Here is a 21,715-nt window from a genome sequence, read left to right as displayed (position 1 = left end):
CAATCAAACCTACCGGCCTGATTGCGTCTTCTGACTAAGATCGAATAATTTTACTGTTCTAAATTGTACTGGCTGCCCCTCACTTTGCAATGCAATAAACCCCTCGTTGAGTAGTGTGCCGTCGATTTTTTCTGCTGGATCGTAACCGTTGACCACGGGCCCGCCGATCTGGGGTTTTGAATATTGCAACACCGTGTCCCCATTGATCACATGTTTGATTAAAGAATCTCCAAGCACGATAAGTTCCGCCGTGACCCATTGATCGCCATCGTATGTTTTGGACGTTGAATTGATACAATGCGCATCAGACAGTTTTCCGTTGTAGACGACATGTGTGCCGGGTGAGCACATATTTCCCGTGGGTCTTTCTTTCCCGTCGCTCAATCCTCCAAGAAACTGCATCTCGATAGATATTGGCCAATCTTGATGCTTAAGCATTTTGCGGGGATCTTGGGAGTGGAACATCACCCCACTATTGCGCAACGTGTAGCTTGGTGCTCCTTTGTGCAGTTCTCCCACAAAACGATATTCGACAACCAAATGGTAGTGGGAAAACGGCTTTTTATAATAGAGGTGACCAAACTGCTCGTTAAAGTCGCCGTATTGGTCATAACTTACCTTTATAATACCACTATCTACGCGGAAGGTCTCTCCATAATTCACGCCAACTTCATGACCGTTTATTTTCACAAACCAGTCTTCCAGGTCTTTTCCATTAAACAGTTCTATCCACCCGTCATCATTTTTTTGTGACTTAAACCCGTGACAGGCCTGTGTAAGGAAACCTATGCAGATCAATATAATCAGGGTAGGATACCTCATGACTTTATCTGTAATTACCTTTAGCGTTGGAGTCCAGCGGCACATCCGTTCGCAGCTTCAGCTCGCGGGGCTGAGCAAAACCCCACACGAATGTGCATGCCATCCACGCACCCAGTAGCCATATTTCCTTCATAAGCAATCAGCAATTATCATAAGTCATCAAGGCTCCACGCATCCTCCCATTGCACGTAAGGGACGTCCTCGTCGAGGCGGACGGGCAGCCAAATATAGCGACTATCTTTGAGATTGCCTGGCTTCCAGCGGTCGGCCATAAAAATAAATGCATCTTTTTTACCCACCACGGGCAGCACAAATGTCGATTGCGCATCGAAGGTAATTTCAGACTCCGGCCCTCGCATCGGGTCGCCGAGCGACGTCCACGGTCCGAACAGGTTATCGGCCACATACAGCCGCGCCTGGTTGGGCTGCCAACCGGTGCACGCACTGGTGAAGAGGTAATACTTTCCCTTATATTTGAATAGCGCCGGTGCTTCGCGGTGCTCGCGGAAAAGGAGGCTATCTTTCGTGGTCGGCTTCAGGTAGTCGTCGGTTAACCGCGAAATACGCAGGTCAAAATTGTCGTCGGAAGCGTAGATGTGGTACGCGCTGCCGTCGTCGTCTACGAACAAGCCCATATCGCGTGACATGTTCCCATTCGGCCGGAAACTATCCACGAAACGGAACGGCCCCGTAGGCGAGTCGCTCACCGCCACAGCCGCACGCGCCGCAGCGTAGCCTTGGCCGCGCAGTTCCAGGTGGAACCACATGACGAATTGCTTGGTCTGCTCGTTGTAGATTACCTTGGGCCGCTCCATGATGCAGCCCCACGTGATATCGCTGTTGGAATCGTCCACAGGCGAAAGGGCCAGCGCCTCGTAGCGCCAGTGGTAGAGATCGGTAGAGCTATACACGTTCACGCCCTGCGACTGTCTGCCGCCGCGCTTTTCGCCATACCAATAGTATACGCCATCGTGATGCACGATCGCCCCGCCGTGGGCATTGATGTGCTCGCCCCGATCGTCTGGCCAAAGCTGGCCGGGCGCAAACACCGTCCGACTCAAGTTGTTGGCCACCCCGATATCGGGCGACTGGCCGGGCAGTACAGGCTGACCGAACAAATCATTCACTGTAGTGTCTACCAATGGTAGGCCTTTCCCCTTAGCGGGCGAATCACCCTTCAACAACAACCCTTTGAGCGCCTCCATTCCGGGGTGGCCCACGTTTTCCAGCGTAACGAACAGCGGATTGTCCAATACCGCTGCCGGGTCGGCGGGCCGGTCGATATGCTCACCGTAGTACAGGTTGTGGCTATAAAAAATATGGGTGGCTTTCGCGTCCTCGTAGTCCACGGGCGATAGTGTATAAAAAATGTTATTGGCAATCAGCGTACTGTCGGGGTAACCGTGCCAATTATCGAAAGCGATCAATGTGCTGTCGGCATCGGGGTGCCGGTGGGCCGATACAAACAATACGTTGTTGTATATTTTCGTATTGGAAGTGGGTCCCGGCAGGTGTATCACGGGCGAAAAACCGGCGTGTTTCCCGGTTATGCGGCCGCCGTCATTCACGCTTACGTTGTATCGTACGATGGTACCTGTGTTGCCCACGCTCGACCGCGCGCTTGCGCTGCCGTCATCACACACCAATAAAAAACCGCCCTCGTTGTCGTGGCTGTAGTTGTACTGGATGATCGTGTTGCGGCAATTCCAGTCGGAATCAAACCCTTGCGCATCCCACGGCGCTTTGTGATCGCTCACCTCGTTGAACTGGATAACCGTATTGTCACAGCTCCACGGCCATATCCCTGCGGCCGCTTCGCCATCGGGCAACAGCCGGGGGCAGTCGCGCATCACGTTCCATTCAATCAGCGCCGAATCGCAGCCAATGGGTACAATACCATCGCCCGGCACCCCTTCCAGCAGGTTATGGCGGATGACGACGTTGCGGCTAGGGTGCCAGTTGTCGCGGCTCCAATAACCATTGATGAGGATACCGTTGCGGTGGGTCCGCTTCACGGTATTGTGTTCGATGGTAAGCCCTTCATACCACGAAGGGGTTTCGCGGCCGCCATTCTTAATGATAATGCCCGCACCGCCGCCTTCTTTCTTCACCAAGCTGCCGTTCACGTCGTGGATGTCCAACTCGTGGAGCCTAATCGCTTTCGCTACGCCGAAATCCCGGATTTCGACAATCACCCCTGCCCGGCCGGCCTCCCGTTCGGGGCCGTAGTTGGAGATGTCGAGGCCCGAAAGCTCCCACCCCGATACGTTATAGAGGTGCACGGTAGCAAGGAACCGTCCATGTGCCTGCAGCCGGGGCTTGTACCCCTCACCGAAATTAGCAACTACGATGGGCTGTGCTTCCGAGCCGGAACCTTGGGGTTTGAGCTGGCCTTCATAAATGCGGCCGGCACGGAACAGCAGGGTGTCGCCGGGCTGGAACGTTTCTTGGTTCACGCGGTCGAGGCTCCGCCATGCGGCGGTAGAATCCCGACCGGAGGACCGGTCGTCCCCATCACGCGCATCTACATAGTACGTGTCGGCATAGGCCCCCTGCCCTATCAGACAGCAAGTCATTAATACATATACGATTCGCTTCATCATTATGAATTTCTCTATCTTTCTACGGTGCATGTTACCACCCCTCATTTTGTGTAAGGCCGCCATTCGATTTCTCCACTTCAGCCCGCGGTACCGGGTAAAGGTACATCTTGTTCTCAAACACCCGGCTTTGCACCGCTTGCACCGGGTAGGTATAAGTCATGGTACCATCGCCTGCTCGTGAAATCGCTACGCCTCGGATGGGCTGCCCCAACGCCTGTTCAGCAATCTGCCAGCGGCGTACATCCCAAAACCGGTGCTCTTCAAAGGCCAACTCCACACGGCGCTCATTTTGCACGCGATTCCGGAATTCGGCTGCGGCTGCATCGGTCACCGGCGGCATGTCGACGCCCGGCCGTTGCCTTACCCTATTCAACGCCTCCCGGGCAGATAGGGTGAATCCGGCAGGCACAGCATCCGGTCCGTAAGCTTCGTTCATAGCTTCGGCATAGTTCAGGAGTATCTCCGCGTACCGGAAATAAATCCAATTATGTGTGCTGGTACGATTCTGCAACAGATCAAGGCCTTCATCCACAAACTTCTTCAGGTAGTAGCCGGTTTCTGTAGCGCGCGGCTTCCCCGGTCCATCCAGCCCGCCATCCCACAGTTCCACAGTACGTCCTTTATATGCTGAGTTGTTCACGATGATACTCATCTGCAGGCGTGGATCCCGGTTGTCGTAAGGCTGCTGGGCATCGTAATCGGGGTCCTCGTCAATGGGCAACCCATTGATCGTCTCATACGCATCCACGAGGTTTTGCGACGGGTTCGTGCCACCGCGCGCACCCTCGAAGCCCACCGGGTAACTGGACCGTTCCAGGTTGTTGGCAGCACTATAACGGCGCTCCAAGATAAATTCGCCATTGTCTACCGCCCTGAATAAGTCGCGGTAATTGTCAGCGAGGCTATACCGATTGAGTGCAATCACCTCGTGGGCAGCCTGTGCAGCCGCAAGCCATTTTGCCTCATCGCCTGCTGGGTTGTTCAATGGGCTCGCCGCATACAGCAAGACCCGCGCTTTGAGTGCCATGGCGGCACCTTGGGTAATTCGCCCCAAGAAACGGTCGGACTGGAATCCACGCCACGAGTCGCGGAGCGCCGGCAAGGCCTCATCAATCTGTGAAACGATGAACGCCACACATTCGTCGTACGAATTGCGGGGCAGCATGGGGGGCGTGTCGGCATCAAGCACTTCCTGGATGATGGGCACACCACCGTAACGTTTAATCAGTTCGAAATAGAAATATGCACGCAATGCCACCGCCTCGGCACGCAGCCAGCCGATATCGTTTACATCATTTACATACGCATTTTTGCCGCTTTCGGTAATGGTATCGCGGTAAACAATCTGGCGGTAATCGGTCGATCGATCCAAAAACAAGGTTGCTTTACGGACGCCGGCATAGTTGGCCGCCCATTGGTCGTCCGGATTGCTGAATGCACTCCAGCTGCCATTTACCAACCGGTGCACGGCCGATCCCGGCCACGCATGTACCGCTTCGTCCGAGGCGGATGCGAGCAACGCGCCATCGATGCGATCAAAGCCGGCCGGCAGATATGTATAAATGCCCAACCCGAAATCGCGCATCGTGCCGGCTGAATTGAATACTTGGTCTACCGTGTAGTTGGTATCAAGCCTTCTGTCAAGGAAATTCTTTTCGCAAGCGGTCAGCAGGAATGCTGCCACAAGCCCTATCATTATTTTCTTCATGGTCATCGTAATAAACAACGGGTTTAAAACTGAGCCGTTAGTCCGACATTATAGGATTTCAACGGCGGGTATCCGCCGATGCTTTCGGGGTCTGTACCGTCCACCTCGCTCCACGTGGCGAGATTGATTCCGCTCACGTAAATGCGCAAGTTGTTGAGACGCAGCTTCTGCTGCCAGCCGCTGGGCAACGTATAGCCCAGTTCCACATTCCGCAACCGCAACATCGCGCCGGATCGCATCCAGAACGACGAATGCTGGTAATTATTGTCATTCGGCAACGTACTCAGCCGTGGATAATCTGCCTGTGCAGCGGTTTGCGGTGTCCACCGGTTCAAGGCCATTGCCGGGATGTTATTGTCATTCTGTAGCGCCCAGAAATAGGTGCCATCGAGGAATAGGCTACGCTCGCCCGTCCCTTGGAAAAACACCTGGATGTCCACTCCTTTGAACGTTCCTCCCATGTTGACGGTGTAAGTAAGCGCCGGCTGGAAGGCATCGCCAATGGCAACGTAATCATTTTCGTCGATCAGTCCATCGGTATTCTGGTCTACGTAGCGGATATCGCCGGGCTGCACAGGTGCAAAGGTAGAGACCGGTAGGCTTGGCAATAACGACCCATTGCCGTCAAAATCGTCTACGCCCCAAAACCCGTCGGCCTGTAACCCGAATGGCTGCCCCACGGGGTGGCCGGTTCGATACAGGTAAGGTTCGGCCCGCACCACCTCATTCATTGCCACGATCTCGTTGCGGCTATAGAAGATACTACCGCCCACCTGGTAGGCCAGGTTGCCAACGGTATTCCGGTAGTTGGCCGTCGCCTCAAATCCCCAATTGTTTACTTCGCCCATATTGCTGTATGCGGAGCCCAACCCTACATAAGAAGGTACCGTACCATCGTCGGTCGCCAAGATATCCCAGCGGCTTTCGTAATACGCATCGATCCCTATATCAAACCGGTTATACAGGGTCGCTTCCACGCCGAGGTTATACTGCAATGACTTTTCCCACGAAATGCCGGGGTTGCCCGGTACACCTTCCACGATGGTGCCGAAACCATTGTTTCCCGGTCCGAAATAATAGTTGCCCGAGTAGTAAAAATCCTGCTGGTAGGCAAACCGGGGGCCCGTCAACCGATCGTTGCCCAACAGTCCTACGGACGCCCTGGCCTTGAGGTACGAAAAGACTGTATTGCGTTTGAGGAAGTCTTCGTTGCTGATCACCCACGCGCCCGACAGGGCGGGGAAAAAGCCGAAACGGTTCCCTGCTGGAAAGCGTTCGGATCCGCTGTAGGAAAAGCCCAGCTCGGCAAAGTACTTGTCGGCGTAGCCGTAGTGCAAACGCCCCATCACGCTCTGGCTGGCATAAGGCACATTGTTGCCGCTCACCGCATATACGTCTTGGTAATACATCAGCTGGGCAGCGATGCTGTTGGCACCAAAGTCGCGGTCGTAGTTCGCCGAGAATTGAAGGGTGGTCCGGTTCCACTGGTTATTTCCGCTCTGGTCTATGGATAGGTCTGTACGGGTGCCGTGTTGCCGGTACGCATATTCCTGTTGGTCCGCTGCACCCGTTTGGGCACTCAATTCGTATACGGCAATATTGCGCGTCTTATTGTAGTTGCCGCGATGCCAGTTATTGAACGAGACCGTTTGATGGAGGCTAAGGCCTTCGGTAATGAAATCAAGATGCTCGGTAAGGCGAAGCGTAGCCATCAGGTTACGGTCAGTGCTGGAGTTCAGCCCCCTATCCAACACAGATGCCACGGGGTTATCGAAATATAGCGCGTTTCCACCCCATGTACCATTGGGGTTACGCACAGGGTATGCATTGGCCGGAAACCGCGCCATGTTATCCCACAGTTGGGGTCCGTCGAAATTGGGGAAATGGCGGTCTTCAATGCGGCCCCCCAGGTCCATCGCCGCCGATACGTATTTGCTCAGCTGCATATCCACATTCGCACGGAAGTTGTACCGCTGGAAATCAGCATTCGAGTTTTCTACCCGGTCGCGGTCGGTATTGGCATACAGTCCTTCATTGCGATTGTAGCCCAGCAGGATAAAGTAGCGTGCGGTCTGTCCACCGCCTGAAAAGGTAAGGCTCATATCGCGCTGCGGAGCATGCTTGCGCAGCACCTCATCATACCAATTCACATTGGGGTATAGGTAGGGGTCGCTGCCGGTGCGGTATGCCTCCAATTCGTCTGCCCCATAGCGGGGTGCCAGTCTATCGTTTTCGAGGGCCTCGTTGTACAAGTGCGCGTAGTCGTAAGCGTTTACAAACTGGGGCAACGTGGTGGGCTGCTGCCACCCGTTGCGCGCATGGAGGGTAATGCGGGTTTTGCCGGCCTGCCCCCGCTTAGTGGTTACCCATAGGGCGCCGTTGGCACCGCGGATACCGAACTGGGAAAGCGCGGCGGCATCTTTCAGCACGGATATCGTCTCAATCTCATCGACCGAAAGCTGGTCGAACGGTGTTTCAAGTCCATCCACAAAAACGAGGAAACTATTATCCTGATACGTACCCATGCCACGGATAAATAGCTGCGGGGCGTCGTATCCCGGTTCGCCGCTCCCTTGCATCACCGTCAGGCCGGGCAGCCGTCCGAACAGCGTATTGCTCAATGTTGGCACCGGCGTAGTGCGTAATACGTCGCCGCCCACCGTAGCGATGGAGGCGGTGACCGCGTGCTGCGATTGCTGGCCAAATGCCACATCCACCAAGGCGGTACGGCTGTCGGGGGCCATCACGAGCACGATATCCTGCTGGCCCGGGCGCACAAATTGCGTAGTCGTTTCGTAGCCCGGCAGGCTAAACACCAATGTGGCCGTATCTGCCAGTGTAATCGTGAAGGCACCGTTTTCGTCGGTCTGCCCCTGCGGGGTACCGGCCCCATGTTGGATGGACACAAATGACAGCCCGTATCCGTATGAGTCGGCCACCCGCCCCGATGTCTGTTCCTGCGCCACCAAGGTCACGGGGCACCAGATTCCAATTATCAAAAAAATACTGATATACTTGTTCATAATGTTACGATTTGGGTTGGGTATCACCATCCCGGTGTCTGAGAAATATAGCCCTTGTCGAATTCACCCTGCGGTATGGGGTATCGGTACATCCGGTTGTCCCACACGCGGTTCTCGAACACTTCCTTCCGGTACACGATGTCGCCGTTTTCTTGCTCATACAGGTTGAGGCCCCACATACTGCCCCGCATCACGCCCTCTTCATCGGCAATAAGCCACCGCCTTACGTCCCAGTACCGGTGTTCCTCAAAGGCTAACTCGATGGCACGTTCCCTCCGTATTGCTTCGCGGAGTTCCTCCTGTGTATCGTAGCGTGCATCTGCCGCCGATAATTCGGGAATCCCCGCACGGCGACGGATTTCGTTGACCGCCGTATAGCTTGCACCGTCCATGGGGTTGATCTCGTTAAGCGCCTCGGCATAGTTCAGGTAGAACTCCGCCAAACGGAAAACCGGCCAATTGAGTTGCCCGCCATCCCAGTTCAACCTGGCCAGGAACTTCTTCATGTAGCCCACCCCATTCACCGGTGCGTGCTCGGTCCACGAACCATTGCTGCGCCGATAGAAATGCCGTACGCCATATTCGTCGTTCCAGCGCGATCCGGAGTAAAACACTGACCGCTGGAACCGGGGCTCCAATTCGCCCATTTTTTCTAAGAACTCATCGTAGGAGCCTTCGTTGGCCCACACTTGGTCCTGACCGGTCACCGTATAATATTTTTGGGCATGTTGCAGGGTAACGCCGTGGCCATACCAGCCCGCATAGATGCCACGGGGCATCACAAACTGGAACATCATGGGCCACCAGGCCCCCCACCAGTTGTCTGATTTATTGGCAAGGATTACCTCCACATTGTCAGGCAAGGTCACGGCTGTCTCGTATGCCGCCCCCGGGTCCGCGGGGTTTACGATAAGCCGGATATTGCCTGCTCCGGCGGCCCAGTCCAACACCGCTTTGGCGGCATCCGCTGCCGCGCGCCACCGTTCGGGATTGTAATCTACATAGCCGGTATATTCGCGGTCTTGCGCGTTGTAGGGGGTTGCATTATTGGCGAGCGGACTAGCAGCAAACAACAACACACGCGATTTCAGTGCCAACGCCGCGCCCTTAGTGGCCCGTCCGAGGAATGCCGACGGATAGCCATCGGGCAATGCAGCCGCCGCTTCGTCGCAGCTCTGCACGATGAAATCAACACATTCCGCATAGGTGTTGCGCGGCAGTTTCACGTCGCCATCCGCCTGCAACACATGGTCTACAATGGGGATGCCCCCATACCGCTTCAACAGTTCGGCATGCTGTAGGGCCCGCAGGAAAATTGCCTCAGCCCTCATCTGCGCGCGCTCCAGCTCAACCATGTCAGGCACCCGGTCAATGTTGGCGATGAATATGTTCGCATTGCGGATACCTTTATAATGGTGGCCGAAGCCGTCTTCCGGATTGGATTGCGGTCCCCATACGCCGGTGTTGAACGTGTTCGACCCCGGCCAATCGTCGTATACGTCACCTTCATCACTAGCGGCCATTACCATGGATGCGTCTTTAATACCTTCCCAACGCCCCCAATCTTTGGGGAAACCCGCCGGTACCGATGTGCCGTAGGTTTCCCAGAGAAACGTCTCGGCCTTTATCCTTTCGGAAAAGATGGTATCGATGGTCACATCGCTGCTATCGGGTTTTTCGAGGAAGTCTTTGTTGCATGAAGCAAGCACCGCCACGCAACAGACCAATGCCGCCGTTGCTATATACTTCAAAAATTTAGCTGATTTCTTCATTTGTTTACGTATTGCGGTTAGAATTGTACGTTTACCCCAAAGTTATACACCCGCATCTGCGGGTAGAATTGGCCGCGGCCACTGGGCGATTCGGGATCGAAATGCCGCACGCTGCTCCACGTAAGCAGGTTGTTGCCATTGGCAAACACGCGTACATGGCTTACACCCATCTGGGCAAGGAAAGGCCCGCTAAAGCGGTACGCAAGTTCGGCGTTCTTCACCCGCAGGTAACGGCCGTCTTCCAGCCAGAAATCCGATTGGGTATAATTATGCTTACCCGGCGTGGGCGACAGCTCCACCCGTGGGAACGTAATGGTTTCGCCATTTGCATAGCGCTCGGGGGTCCACCGCTCCAGGTGTGTTTTCTGCGCACTGCCCCAATCCGTATCAAACGGCCACGCCGCCATTTCATTCAGGTAAAACGATGCCTTATCGGTACCTTGGAACAGCACCGAGAAATCAAACCCTTTGTAATCAAACCCAAGGGCAACGCCATATACGCCTTGTGGGAATGTAGAGAATCCAATCGGTCCGCGGTCATAATCGTTGAGCGCCCCATCGCCATTGCGATCGATATAGCGGATATCGCCCGGCTGGGGCGTTCCCCACGCCCAGGAAGTGATGCCGCTGTTTTCGATTTCCTCGGTGGTATTGTAAATGCCATCGCTAGTAAGGCCGAAAAACTGGCCAACCGGCCGGCCCGTTTCGCGCAAGTAGTCGAAGGGCCGGGTGGGCTCGTCCATAAAAAGAATCTCGTTCTTCGCATAGGTGTAGTTGGCTTTCACCCAGTAGTTGAGGGCATTGATATGGTGCCGGAAATTAACCTCTACCTCAAACCCGCGATTTTCCACCGAGCTGATGTTGGCCGGGGGTAGCGGGGCCTGTACCAGATCGGGTACGGTGCCTAGGTAAGACAGGATGTTGTCGCGCTGTTCATGGAACACGTCGCCTACAATGCCAATCATGTCGTCGGCCAGGTTCAACTCCAATCCTATGTTGCTTTTCCGGGCGCGTTCCCACGTTACGTTCGGGTTGCCTACTTTCCCTTCCTGTGAACCACCATACCATTGCACATTGCCGGCATTGGCGTCGCCGAAATGGTAGCCCCCAGCGTAGTTAAACACATCCGGTAAATATAGGAAGCGCTCACCACCGATTTTGTCGTTGCCCACCTCCCCGTACGACCCCCGTATTTTAAGGAAGCTAATCAGCCCATCTTTGGGCATAAAAGGCTCTTCGGTAACCACCCAGCCCAGTGAAAACGAGGGGAAAAAGCCGTATCGTTTGTTTTCAGGAAAGTTCTCGGAGCCGTTATACCCCATATTGAACTCGGTGAGATACCGCCCCGCATACCCGTAGGTGGCGCGGGCCACCGTGCCGACGTAGCCCATGGGAACGGCATACGCATACGAAGGGTTGTGTGCTTTTTCCTGCATATATAACAACAGGCCGGTAACGCGGTGGTCACCAAAGGAGCGGGCATAATCCAGTGCGAGTTCGGTGTATATCTTCCGGTTGCGCCCGTAACCTTCACTGAATGAAAACGGTGTATCCTCCCCGTTGCGGATGAATACAGGTTCGTCTGGGTTATTTGGATTGCGCACAATGTTGTAGGTGGCCGTCCATTTGTTACGGCGCACCCAATGCTGGTAGTAGTGGTCGTAGGCGAGCATCCCCCGGGCCGACAGGCCTTCGGTAATGAAGCCCAGCTTGTGGCTTAGGCCGATGTTAGCGTTGAGCGTACTGTTAAAGTTCCGTTGGAAGCCGCTGGATGTAATGAAGCTCAACGGGTTGTTGATGTTGGCCGGCAACCCTTCCACGTTATCGATGATGCGCCCGTCTACAATACCGGGGTTCATCAGCGGGTTAGCCCGAAGCATGCGGAAGAAGATTTCGCCTGCCCCTTGTCCGGGATAATTCATGTCGGCCACTTGGCCGGCCAATTTGAGCGTTGCCGAGAAATTATCGTTGAAATCCATGTCGAAATTCGACCGGAAGTTGTAGCGCTGATATTTCGGATTGGCAGAAAATTCGCGCTGCGCTTCGTTCACATCATACGCTCCGTTTTGGGAAAAATATCCGGCCGAAACGAAATAGCGGGTGCGCTGCGAGCCGCCGTTGATGTTGAAGTTATGCTGCTGCTGGGTGGATACGTCGCGGATAATCATATCGTACCAGTCGGTGCTGGGCCTGAATATCGGATCGGTACCCGTGCGGTACGCGTCCAGGTCTTCCGGCGAGAAGAACAGCTGCTGGCGCCCCATATTCTCTTCGGCCTCGTTGTGCAGCATGGCATACTCGTAGCTATTGAGCATCTCCGGCAGGCTGTTGGGTGCCTGCAACCCTACATTGGCCGTATAGCTGATCTTTGGCTTGCCCGATTTACCCGACTTGGTGGTAATAAGGATAACCCCGTTGGCTCCGCGCACCCCGAATACGGCCGTGGCCGAGGCATCTTTCAGGATACTGATGTTTTCGATTTCGTGGGGGTCGATTTCATTGAAATTACGTGCAACACCGTCCACCAGCACCAACGGATCGGATTCGGCACCTTCATTCAATGTACCAATACCCCGAATCTTCAACCTTGATTGGTCGTATCCGGGTTCGCCACTGGGCTGCAACGCTACCAATCCCGGCAGTCGGCCCACCAACGAGTTACTAATGTTGGCTGTGGGTGATTGCACCAACTGTTCGCCTTCCATTGTGGAGACCGCTCCGGTCAACGTCGCCTTTTTCTGCGTGCCGTAGCCAATCACCACTACCTCTTCAAGGGTGGCTGCGTCTTCTTCCAGCTGTACGTTGATGGTCGTCTGCCCATCCACCGGAAGCAGTTGTGTGCTGTACCCGATAAACCGGAATACGAGCGTCGCGTTTGGCGACACGTCGTTCAGCCGGTATAGCCCTTCGGTGTCGGTGGTTACCCCGTCGGGCGTACCTTGCACCAGTACGCTAACCCCCGGCAGGGGTTCCCCCTGGGCACCCGTCACCTTTCCCGATATGGGTGCTTGTCCACGTGCGGGCAGCACCGTCACAGCGCACAGCCACAAGCCGACCAACATACTAATATGTCTTGATTGCTTCATAAATCTGATATTTGGTTTACTACATTAGCTACCATCCGCCCGAGCCAATATTAAAATGCCCGAACAAACTTAATCGTGCAAATATCAATTATACGCTGATTGGTGAAAGGGGAGAAACTCGCCAAAAGGGGGGGGACAAATCCTACTTAACGGCAAATTTGGCCGTATTCCACAACAATCGTTTTGTATAACCAAATTAGTTTGCAGACATTTACAAACCGAGGAATAACTTTATAATAGAATGATACGCTTAAGGTCTGCTATTACGGTCATTTACATGCTTACCTGTGTAACCGTGTATGCGAATATGAAAAACGATGTCAACTACCTCGGCATTGAGCATGGCCTGTCCAACAACTATGTCACCAAGATATTTCGGGACCACCATGGGTTTATGTGGTTTGGCACCTACGATGGGTTAAACCGGTATGACGGCTATCAGTTTAAAATTTACAAAAACCAGCCGGGAAATACCACCACCTTGCCCGACAATCGCATCAACGACATTACCGAAGATCCTTCCGGCCATATATGGGTAGCCACCAAGGGCGGGGCAGCGGTTATTCGCCGCGGTTCCGATGAATTCCAGCGGTTACACCTTATCACCGAAAACGGTGAGCTTGTACCTATCGGGTTTGCGATTACCGGATTCGCGGCACGAAACGACCAACGGTTGTTTGCTGCCGGAGAAAGGGGCGGTGTCTTCACCGTGCGCTTTTCGGAATCGGCTCTCCCTGTTGCCGACCCCATCCCATTACTGATGGAAGAGGGCCAGCGGACCAATTATACCGCGCAAACGCTCCGCCTCGACCAACATGATAACCTCTGGGTGATGGTGCAGCATACCGGCCTTTGCTACTATGATGAGAACATAAACGCATTGCGGCTCGTATCGGACCACGTCCGTACGGCTGCCGCCATGACATTCGCCGGCGATCGGCTTTGGATAGGTAACGAGTACGGCCTATTCCAATACGAACAGCAGACCAACGCTTACACACACTACAACGTGCAGTCGGGCCTGCCCAGCAATTCGGTCTCCGCGCTCTACGAAGGGCGAGGCGACCGGCTTTGGATCGGCACCGATGGCGGTGGTATCGCCATAATGAATATGCAAACGGGCGGGTTCGAATACCTCACGGGGAATGACGAAGGCGGCATATTGACAAGCAAGGCCGTATTTGCCGTGTATGAAGACGACCGGCACCGCCAATGGATAGGTACGCTGCGGGGTGGAATAAACATCATCGACCCGAATAAGGGGAACTTCAAACGGGTCAAACACCCCACACCCGAAGGCATCATCAGCGGGAACAATTTCGTTCTTTCTTTGGCCGAAGGTGACAATCAGTCGCTGTGGATTGGTACCGACGGTAGTGGATTAATGCGGTGGGACCGGAAAGCCGACCGATACGAATACTTCAAGCAAAATAGCCTTAGAGGTGCGCTGAGCAATAGCTTCGTAACCAGTGTACTGCGCGACCGCGAGGGTGATGTTTGGGCGGCTACTTATGGCGGCGGCATCAATCGCTGGGACCGGAACAGCGGGACTTTCACTAGATATGAGTGTGTTTCGGTCGCTCCGCAGGGTGTTTACCCATACGTGTGGAAACTCCACGAAGATAAAACGGGGCGGGTTTGGGCAACTACACTTAAAGGGGGTGGTATATACCTGCTAAACCGGGAGACGGATCGTTTCGAACCTTTCGCTATCAGCGTAACCGATGCATTGAGTATATACGAAGAAAACAGCAACCTCTTTTGGTTTGGCAATTACACCGCACTCACCCGAGCCGACATGGCCGCCCGAACCACGCATCACTTCGACATCGGACACCCGGTGCGCTGTATCCATAAAGGGACGGGAAATCTACTTTGGATCGGCACCGAAGGCGGGGGACTGCTTGCGTTTGATAAACTAAGCGGAACATTCAAACGCTATACGGAAGAAAATGGACTGCCCAGCAATGTTGTACTCAACATTCTGGAAGACAACGATGGCAACTTCTGGATCTCGACGTACCACGGGCTATCGAAGTTCGACCCCGCTGGCCGGATATTCCAGAATTTCTACGAATCCGACGGTCTGCAAAGCAACCAGTTCAGCTATAATGCTGCGCTCCGCCTGGAATCGGGGGAATTTGTTTTTGGCGGCATCCAGGGATTCAACATATTCCACCCCGATAGTTTACGCTTCGATGTGGGCGCGCCGCGGATTGTGCTGACGGATTTACGGATAAACAACCAGCCGTTCGATCGTTATCCGAAACAGACGGAAGATTTACTGACCATGACCCGCCTTGAGCTCCCCTATCAGCAAGCGGTGCTCACGTTCAGTTTTGCCGCTTTGGAGTACTCCTTTCCCGACAAAATCAAGTATGCGTATTTTCTGGAAGGATGGGATGCCGACTGGAACTACATTGACGGCCAACGAACCGCCCATTATTCGCGTCTCACCGAAGGATCATATACACTCCGCATCAAATCAACCGATGCGAATGGCACGTGGATAGCCAACGAACGGGTGATACCCATTACAGTATTACCTCCGTGGTGGCGTACCGGATGGGCCTATTGCCTGTACATTGTGGCCGGCCTGGGCGCATTATACCTCTACATCGTTTACGACAGAGGCCAGACAAAATTGCGATATGAAGTGGCGCTGGCCCGAAAGGATGTGGAGCATGAACGGAAACTCAACGATAAAAAACTTGCGTTCTTCACCCACATTTCGCACGAATTCCGCACGCCGCTCACCTTGATTGTAAACCCCATCAAGGATATGCTCTACGGGGACAATAAGACCCCCGACACCGAAGAACTCAGCAACGTGTACCGAAATTCAAGAAGATTGCTCAGCCTGGTGGATAAACTCCTGCTTTTCCGCAGGGCCGACAGCGGTGCCGATCAACTTCGGTTGGTCAAACTGGAACTCGTTTCCCTATGCCACGAGGTTTTCCTCTGTTTTAAGCAACAGGCCGCATCGCGACAATTGGATTACCAGTTTGTCTGTGATTTGGAGCGGGCGGAGGTTCTCGGCGACCGCGAGAAGCTGGAGATCTGTTTGTTTAACCTCATCAGCAACGCCATCAAGTTCACTCCTGAGCACGGTTGCGTAACGCTGACCCTAGCTCGCGCAGCAGGGGGCATCGACATGATGATTTCGGATACCGGTTGCGGCATACCAGCAAAAGCGGGCAATGCGGTGTTTAACCGGTTTTACCGCGAATACGCCGGTAATGAAAAAGGTATGGAAGGGTTTGGCATCGGCCTGTTTCTGACGAAACAATTTATCGAAGCACACCAGGGCTCGATTTCGTATACGAGTACGCCGGGTGAGGGAACTACCTTTATGCTTCGCCTTCCGGATGGAAAGGACCAATTCGATGGCCATCTGGTGTTTGAAGATGTCGGCGAACATTCCGTTTTTCTCAACGAACTTCTCCAGGATGATCCCGAGGATACCATCGGGCAACAAATGAACTTTCCGGAACCCGACCACCTTTCCCCCATCGTCTCTGATAATCCCGTGATGCTGGTGGTCGACGACAACGACCAAATCCGTACCTATCTCCGGCAGATTTTCGAACCTGATTTTACCGTTTACGATGCAGACAATGGACACGATGCCCTGAAACTCGTCAAATCGCACGAGCCTGATATTGTTATCAGTGATGTGGTGATGAAAGGCTTGTCGGGCATCGACCTGTGTTCGCAGCTGAAGCAGGACCCATTATATAGCCACATTCCGGTTATCCTCCTCACGGCCAGCACCTCAACCGAAGTACAACTGAAGGGAATAGAAGGCGGTGCCGACGATTACATCACCAAGCCGTTTGATAAGGATTTACTGGTAGCCCGGGTATCCAATATACGCAAAAGCCGCAATCAAATCCAGACGTATTTTTACAACGAAATCACGTTTCAAAACAATGACCATAAAATACCATCGGCTTATAGTGATTTCCTGATGCGGTGCATCGAAATTGTCGAAGCGCAACTAGATAACCCCGACTTCAATGTGAAAACGCTGGCCGACGAAATTGGGATGAGCCATTCAAACCTTTATAAGCGCATCAAATCCATATCCGGCAAATCGGCCAATGAATTCATCCGGTTTATCCGGCTGCGTAAAGTGGCACAGCTACTCATTACCACCAACCACAACATCAACGAAGCCGCTTTTGCTGCCGGGTTCAACGACATCAAATACTTCCGTGATCAATTTTCGAAGCTGTTTGGCATGAAACCATCGGAGTACAAACGGAAATACGGAAAGGTTTTCGGCGAGAAAGCAATTCGGTATCGCCGTTAGCACCTCGATGTCCATTTCTACCCACGTGGTATAGTAACGTGCACTATCCAACTGGTTGTTGTACGAGGCGTTCTGGTTGGCGGTGAACCCAGTGCTAGGCATTTTTTTGGGGGGGTTAATTAAGATATCCATCAACCTTCATTATTACTCCGGAATTCTGTGGGTGTTATTGAATATTTCGATTTGAACACGGTCGAAAAATAAGCTGCCGAAGAGAATCCCGTTTTAAAAGCAACGTCCGAAATCGTAGTGGCTTCGTTTAACAGCAAAAACTTGGCTTTTTGCAAACGTACCGTCAATATATAATCATTTACATTGTAACCCATCAACGATTTGATTTTTCGATACAGTTGCATCCGCGACATATGCATTTCCTGTGCGATGTATTCAGGTCCGAAATGCTCATTGGAAATATTGTTTTCAACGATCGCCGTAAACTCGTTAATGAATTTCCTATCGGTTTTCTGCAAGGAAATCGCCCGCTTCTCTACAGGCAATTTGCTGGTATAATGGGCACGTAGGATATCCCGGTTAGACAATAGGCTGTTTAAGGTTTCTTCAAGATGCGTAAGGTTGAACGGCTTTCCGATAAATGCGTCGGCCTTGTTTTTCATCCCCTCGATCCGTTGATGGATACCATCCCTTGACGATAACAAGATAATCGGGATATGGGAAGTGAGGATATCGTTCTTCAATTTGTGGGTAACGGCTAGTCCGTCGGTACCCGGCAGGGCAACATCGCAAATAATCACATCGGGAATGATGTCATAAGCCGCATTCAACCCAGCATTGCCAGTGGCCGCCCCATGAATTTCAAATCGCTTACCCAATTTATCGCTGAGGAATGCCCTTAATTCGGCACTGTCTTCAATGATTAGCAACGAGTGATCCTTGGCCACCACTTCATTTTCGGGCTTGGATAGCACCACGGGTTCGACATCGGCCGTGTAAATCCCAACATCCGGCGACATCCGGAAATTCGATTCGTCCGTATTTATCTCTTCAGGTAATAGGTGATCCCTTCCCTCCGGCAGTGTAACCTCGAAACAGGTGCCTCTCCATTTTTCGCTGTCGACTGAAATCGTTCCGTGATGCAATTCGACAAGCTCCTTACACAGGGCCAGTCCCAAGCCAGAGCTATGGTGTGAAAACTCATGGCCTTCGTAAAATAAATCGAAGGCATGAGCAGCCGCTTCCGGGGTCATCCCCGTACCTGTGTCCTGGATCCTTATCCTCACCAGCCCCTCTACCGCGCTTCTGCTAATCGAAATACCGATAAAACCACCCTCGCCGGTAAACTTGAATGCATTGGATATAAGGTTTAAAACTACCTTATCCATCATGTTGATGTCGAACCATAGCTTTATCTCGGGGATTGCCGCCTCCACTTTCAGGTGGATGTCTTTTTTCTTTGCTGTCTTGCTGAACGATTCCGTAATATCTTCCACAAAACGGACCAAGTTGTTTTCCGTCGCCCGGATTTTCATTTTACTGAGTTCAAGCTTCCTGAAATCCATCAATTGGTTGACGAGCCGGAGCAGACGAAGCACGTTTTTCTTTGCCAGTTGCAAATTATTCCGGTGTATGTACGACAGTGAGGAGGCGGCCAACGTATCTTCGATCGGAACGAGGATCAATGTTAGGGGTGTTCTGAACTCATGCGATATATTGGTGAAAAAATTGAACTTGGCGTCTGTTGCTTCTTGGGCTTTGGCTGTCATCGCCATGAGTTCCCTGCTCTGGTTTAAAATGGCGGTGTTTTGAACGGCGAGTTGTTTATTGGCTTTCTTTTTATGGCGTAAAGCAAAATAAGAAAGCGACCCAAACACCAATACCAGAACTAGCGCCCCCACAAGAACGGTCAACACGATATTCTGGCTTCTGTATAGTTGCTTTTGTTCGGCCAATAAGGCCAGTTGGTCTTCAATATTAGTTTGTAAGCTTGCAATCTTATCGGTCTGCAACTTCAAAATCCGGACATTGGATTCGTCGATAACAACCGTAGATAAAATGATTTGCTTTTCATAGGGCTCGCTTTCCAGAATCCGGAAAGCGGTTTGGATGGCTTCTTCACCACCCGTTGGGTTCAATAGCGTGGCTTGGATAATTTTATCGGAAACCAATTGTATCCCACCTTCGGGCCCGGGCAATCCATCTACGCCAACGAAGTTTGCTTCCTTTTCGTACCCCAAGCTCTTGTACACTTCGTACGCGCCCAATACCATGGGGTCATTCTGGGCAAAAATGATATCGCCCGGCGCAAGAATATTCTTTATTTTCAACAATGCCGCTTCTGCCCCCTCCTGCAACCAATCGCCCGCAACGCTGGCCTTGATTCGTACCCGGCGCTCATGGGCGATACGTTCATGGAATCCCCGCGACCGCTCACTGGTGGGCGAAGAGCCCTCCAAGCCTGTTATTTCAATGATATTGACGGTATCGGGAAAGGTGTTTAATATGTACTCTGCCGCCATCTTTCCGATACTGTAATTATCCGTACCCACGTAGCAGGTGAACTTGTTGGAGGCGATTTTCCGGTCGATTACGATAACCGGTATTCCCCTATTGAAAACCCGTTCTACCGCGACCGTCAGGGGCTGAGCCTCGTTCGGAGAAACCAAGAGGATATCAATATCCGAATGGACCAACTCCGCGATCTGTTCAACCTGTAAGTCGCTGTTGTCCCCGGCATTCCTATAGATCAATTCGGCGCCGGGGTGAAAGGCGAGTTCTCTCTGTAGTGCATCTACTGTGGCTTTTCGCCAGCTTAGATCACCTGTACATTGTGAGAATCCGATCCGGTATTTCTTCCCCCCCTTCTCGGATGTGGTACACGACATGGAGGCAATACAAATAAAAAAGCTTGTCAATAAGGCAAGCATGCACTGTATCGCCCTTTTATAGCGACGTGGGTTTAAACACCTCATACTTCGATATGTTAATCGCCCCATCCTGTATGCTGATGGACATATCGCCATTGCGCTTTCCATAAGCCCGCATGGTGAATGCCCAAGCGTCATTTATGAAGCATTCCAGTACATCACCCAGCATAAATATGCGAACATCTACCATTCCTTCAGGATCGAAATCACATATCCGACGGTACGATTTATAGTGGCTTCCCAGCTCAATCTCGCGGCTTTGAAAATCAATCTTCAGATGGTAACCGCTGTCAAGATGATTCACTTCCTGCGGAAAACGAACGGTCAACGTAGTTTGGGGTGTTTTGGCTTTCAACTGCGCGTGAAACATAAAGTCGGCCGGAATGTCAATTCGCTGGTCAGTGACGAACTTTTCCGATCGGCGAACATCTATCGATTGAAAATGTGTCAAAATCTCTTGCGCGGGCCGCTGAAACTCATTGCCCAACGAGTCGGTCCAAAGCTCTCTCGGCATGCATAGCGTGCCGCCCCAGTTGGGTTTCCCCGAATCCACCTCTCCGTGGTAGTCCAAAATCCATCCGACAAGGATAAAACGGCGGCCATCCCACATTATTTTCGGCACACGCAAATCTCCGCAATCGAAGGCTTTCGCTGTTTCCTCATAGGGTCCTTCCAAGTTGTCAGCAGTCAAATAATGATAGTCTGCAAAATTCAAAAACCATTTTCCTTTCGAGGGGAAAATGAAAGGGCAATCGCCCGAAATTTCGGCGGGATAGACGAGTAACGGCTTTGAAGGTTTCCAATTGATGATATCCTTTGAAGTATACAGTCCCATGGCAGGAGCTGTGCCATCGGTCAGGGTAGCATGAAGAAGCATCCACCATTCGCTCCGCTCTTCATTCCAAAAAACATCCGGGTCCCTGAAGGCTTGGTGATGATAATCCAGTTTATCGTCGATGCTACCGTTCATCGTTTTGTTCCAGTAGATGTTACCGTCGGCATAAAATGTATGCTGGGGTGCTTTGACCCAACGAACCAAGTCCTTACTTGTTGCCATCATTACCTTCTGGTCGCCTTTAGGATCTTTGCTGTTTTTCCCTGTATAGAAGAGATAAAACAGGCCTTGGTGCTCAACGATGCTGCCCGTCCAGCAGCCTTCGCCGTCCGCTCCGAGCGAATCCTGCCCTTTTGTAATGGCATCGGGCAAAATCCTCCAATTCACAAGGTCTTCGCTGGCAATGTGCCCCCAATTGCTTTCCCGCATATAGAATACATGATACGTACCCTGGTGGTAAAATGGTATGACATCACCCGCTTTTGCATCATCTGGCCTGAAGTGGATCGTGGTGGACCCATTGCCAGCCTGTGCCCGGCCCAAAGCCGGATTCAGCGCGATCATCAAAGCGGATAGGATTATCCACCAGTGATGTTTATTGCTCTGTGGGCATGGTTTCATTTCATGATAATTATAATGGTTAATACAAATATAGCGCCCTCGGGGCAT

General features: G+C 52.5%; 10 protein-coding genes. 1 reads left to right on the top strand and 9 read right to left on the bottom strand.

The genetic code is table 11. From position 1 onward, the window contains the following. Positions 1 to 9 precede the first annotated feature (9 nt). From ACEVG1_RS03725 to ACEVG1_RS03695, 7 genes are read right to left on the bottom strand one after another with little or no spacing between them, the layout of a single operon-like run. Positions 10 to 822, bottom strand: coding sequence for a DUF1080 domain-containing protein (locus ACEVG1_RS03725; RefSeq protein WP_374742218.1), 813 nt, complete (start codon positions 820 to 822; stop codon positions 10 to 12). 4 nt (positions 823 to 826) lie between these two features. Beyond that, positions 827 to 955 carry a hypothetical protein gene (locus ACEVG1_RS03720; protein WP_374742217.1) on the bottom strand — a complete coding sequence of 43 codons (129 nt, stop codon included), beginning with the start codon at positions 953 to 955 and terminating at the stop codon, positions 827 to 829. A gap of 16 nt (positions 956 to 971) precedes the next feature. Then, positions 972 to 3,425, bottom strand: coding sequence for a family 43 glycosylhydrolase (locus ACEVG1_RS03715; protein WP_374742216.1), 2,454 nt, complete (start codon positions 3,423 to 3,425; stop codon positions 972 to 974). Positions 3,426 to 3,456: 31 nt separating this feature from the next. Continuing rightward, positions 3,457 to 5,133 (bottom strand): RagB/SusD family nutrient uptake outer membrane protein, encoded by a 1,677-nt coding sequence (locus ACEVG1_RS03710; protein ID WP_374742215.1) that lies wholly within the window; start codon positions 5,131 to 5,133, stop codon positions 3,457 to 3,459. 23 nt (positions 5,134 to 5,156) lie between these two features. After that, on the bottom strand, positions 5,157 to 8,156 hold the full coding sequence (locus ACEVG1_RS03705) for a SusC/RagA family TonB-linked outer membrane protein (RefSeq protein WP_374742214.1): 3,000 nt from the start codon (positions 8,154 to 8,156) through the stop codon (positions 5,157 to 5,159). Between the two features lie 23 nt (positions 8,157 to 8,179). Next, entirely contained in the window at positions 8,180 to 9,928 is a 1,749-nt protein-coding gene (locus ACEVG1_RS03700) for a RagB/SusD family nutrient uptake outer membrane protein (protein WP_374742213.1), read from the bottom strand. A 17-nt stretch (positions 9,929 to 9,945) separates the two neighbouring features. Next, on the bottom strand, positions 9,946 to 13,014 hold the full coding sequence (locus ACEVG1_RS03695) for a SusC/RagA family TonB-linked outer membrane protein (RefSeq protein WP_374742212.1): 3,069 nt from the start codon (positions 13,012 to 13,014) through the stop codon (positions 9,946 to 9,948). Between the two features lie 241 nt (positions 13,015 to 13,255). Here ACEVG1_RS03695 and ACEVG1_RS03690 point away from each other — a divergent pair, with 241 nt between their 5' ends. Next, a complete protein-coding gene (locus ACEVG1_RS03690) occupies positions 13,256 to 17,329 on the top strand; it encodes a two-component regulator propeller domain-containing protein (protein WP_374742211.1) in 4,074 nt (1,357 codons plus the stop codon). Positions 17,330 to 17,460: 131 nt separating this feature from the next. On the opposite strand, the gene ACEVG1_RS03685 is transcribed toward ACEVG1_RS03690, so the two are convergent. Together ACEVG1_RS03685 and ACEVG1_RS03680 are read right to left on the bottom strand one after the other, a co-directional pair. Beyond that, entirely contained in the window at positions 17,461 to 20,169 is a 2,709-nt protein-coding gene (locus tag ACEVG1_RS03685) for a substrate-binding domain-containing protein (protein WP_374742210.1), read from the bottom strand. A 58-nt stretch (positions 20,170 to 20,227) separates the two neighbouring features. Next, positions 20,228 to 21,667 (bottom strand): hypothetical protein, encoded by a 1,440-nt coding sequence (locus ACEVG1_RS03680; protein WP_374742209.1) that lies wholly within the window; start codon positions 21,665 to 21,667, stop codon positions 20,228 to 20,230. Between the last annotated feature and the right edge of the window lie 48 nt (positions 21,668 to 21,715).

The organism is Parapedobacter sp. 2B3 (assembly GCF_041925275.1).
GTDB lineage: Bacteria > Bacteroidota > Bacteroidia > Sphingobacteriales > Sphingobacteriaceae > Parapedobacter > Parapedobacter pyrenivorans_A.
Note: the sequence above shows the minus strand (reverse complement) of the source record. Positions and strands in the feature narration are given on the sequence as shown.

Bases quoted from the DNA above. Each gene is read 5' to 3' on its own strand.
- ACEVG1_RS03680 (WP_374742209.1), bottom strand. From the start codon at position 21,667: ATGAAACCATGCCCACAGAGCAATAAACATCACTGGTGGATAATCCTA.
- ACEVG1_RS03690 (WP_374742211.1), top strand. From the start codon at position 13,256: ATGATACGCTTAAGGTCTGCTATTACGGTCATTTACATGCTTACCTGT.
- ACEVG1_RS03725 (WP_374742218.1), bottom strand. From the start codon at position 822: ATGAGGTATCCTACCCTGATTATATTGATCTGCATAGGTTTCCTTACA.
- ACEVG1_RS03715 (WP_374742216.1), bottom strand. From the start codon at position 3,425: ATGATGAAGCGAATCGTATATGTATTAATGACTTGCTGTCTGATAGGG.
- ACEVG1_RS03685 (WP_374742210.1), bottom strand. From the start codon at position 20,169: ATGTCGTGTACCACATCCGAGAAGGGGGGGAAGAAATACCGGATCGGA.
- ACEVG1_RS03695 (WP_374742212.1), bottom strand. From the start codon at position 13,014: ATGAAGCAATCAAGACATATTAGTATGTTGGTCGGCTTGTGGCTGTGC.
- ACEVG1_RS03720 (WP_374742217.1), bottom strand. From the start codon at position 955: ATGAAGGAAATATGGCTACTGGGTGCGTGGATGGCATGCACATTCGTG.
- ACEVG1_RS03700 (WP_374742213.1), bottom strand. From the start codon at position 9,928: ATGAAGAAATCAGCTAAATTTTTGAAGTATATAGCAACGGCGGCATTG.
- ACEVG1_RS03705 (WP_374742214.1), bottom strand. From the start codon at position 8,156: ATGAACAAGTATATCAGTATTTTTTTGATAATTGGAATCTGGTGCCCC.
- ACEVG1_RS03710 (WP_374742215.1), bottom strand. From the start codon at position 5,133: ATGAAGAAAATAATGATAGGGCTTGTGGCAGCATTCCTGCTGACCGCT.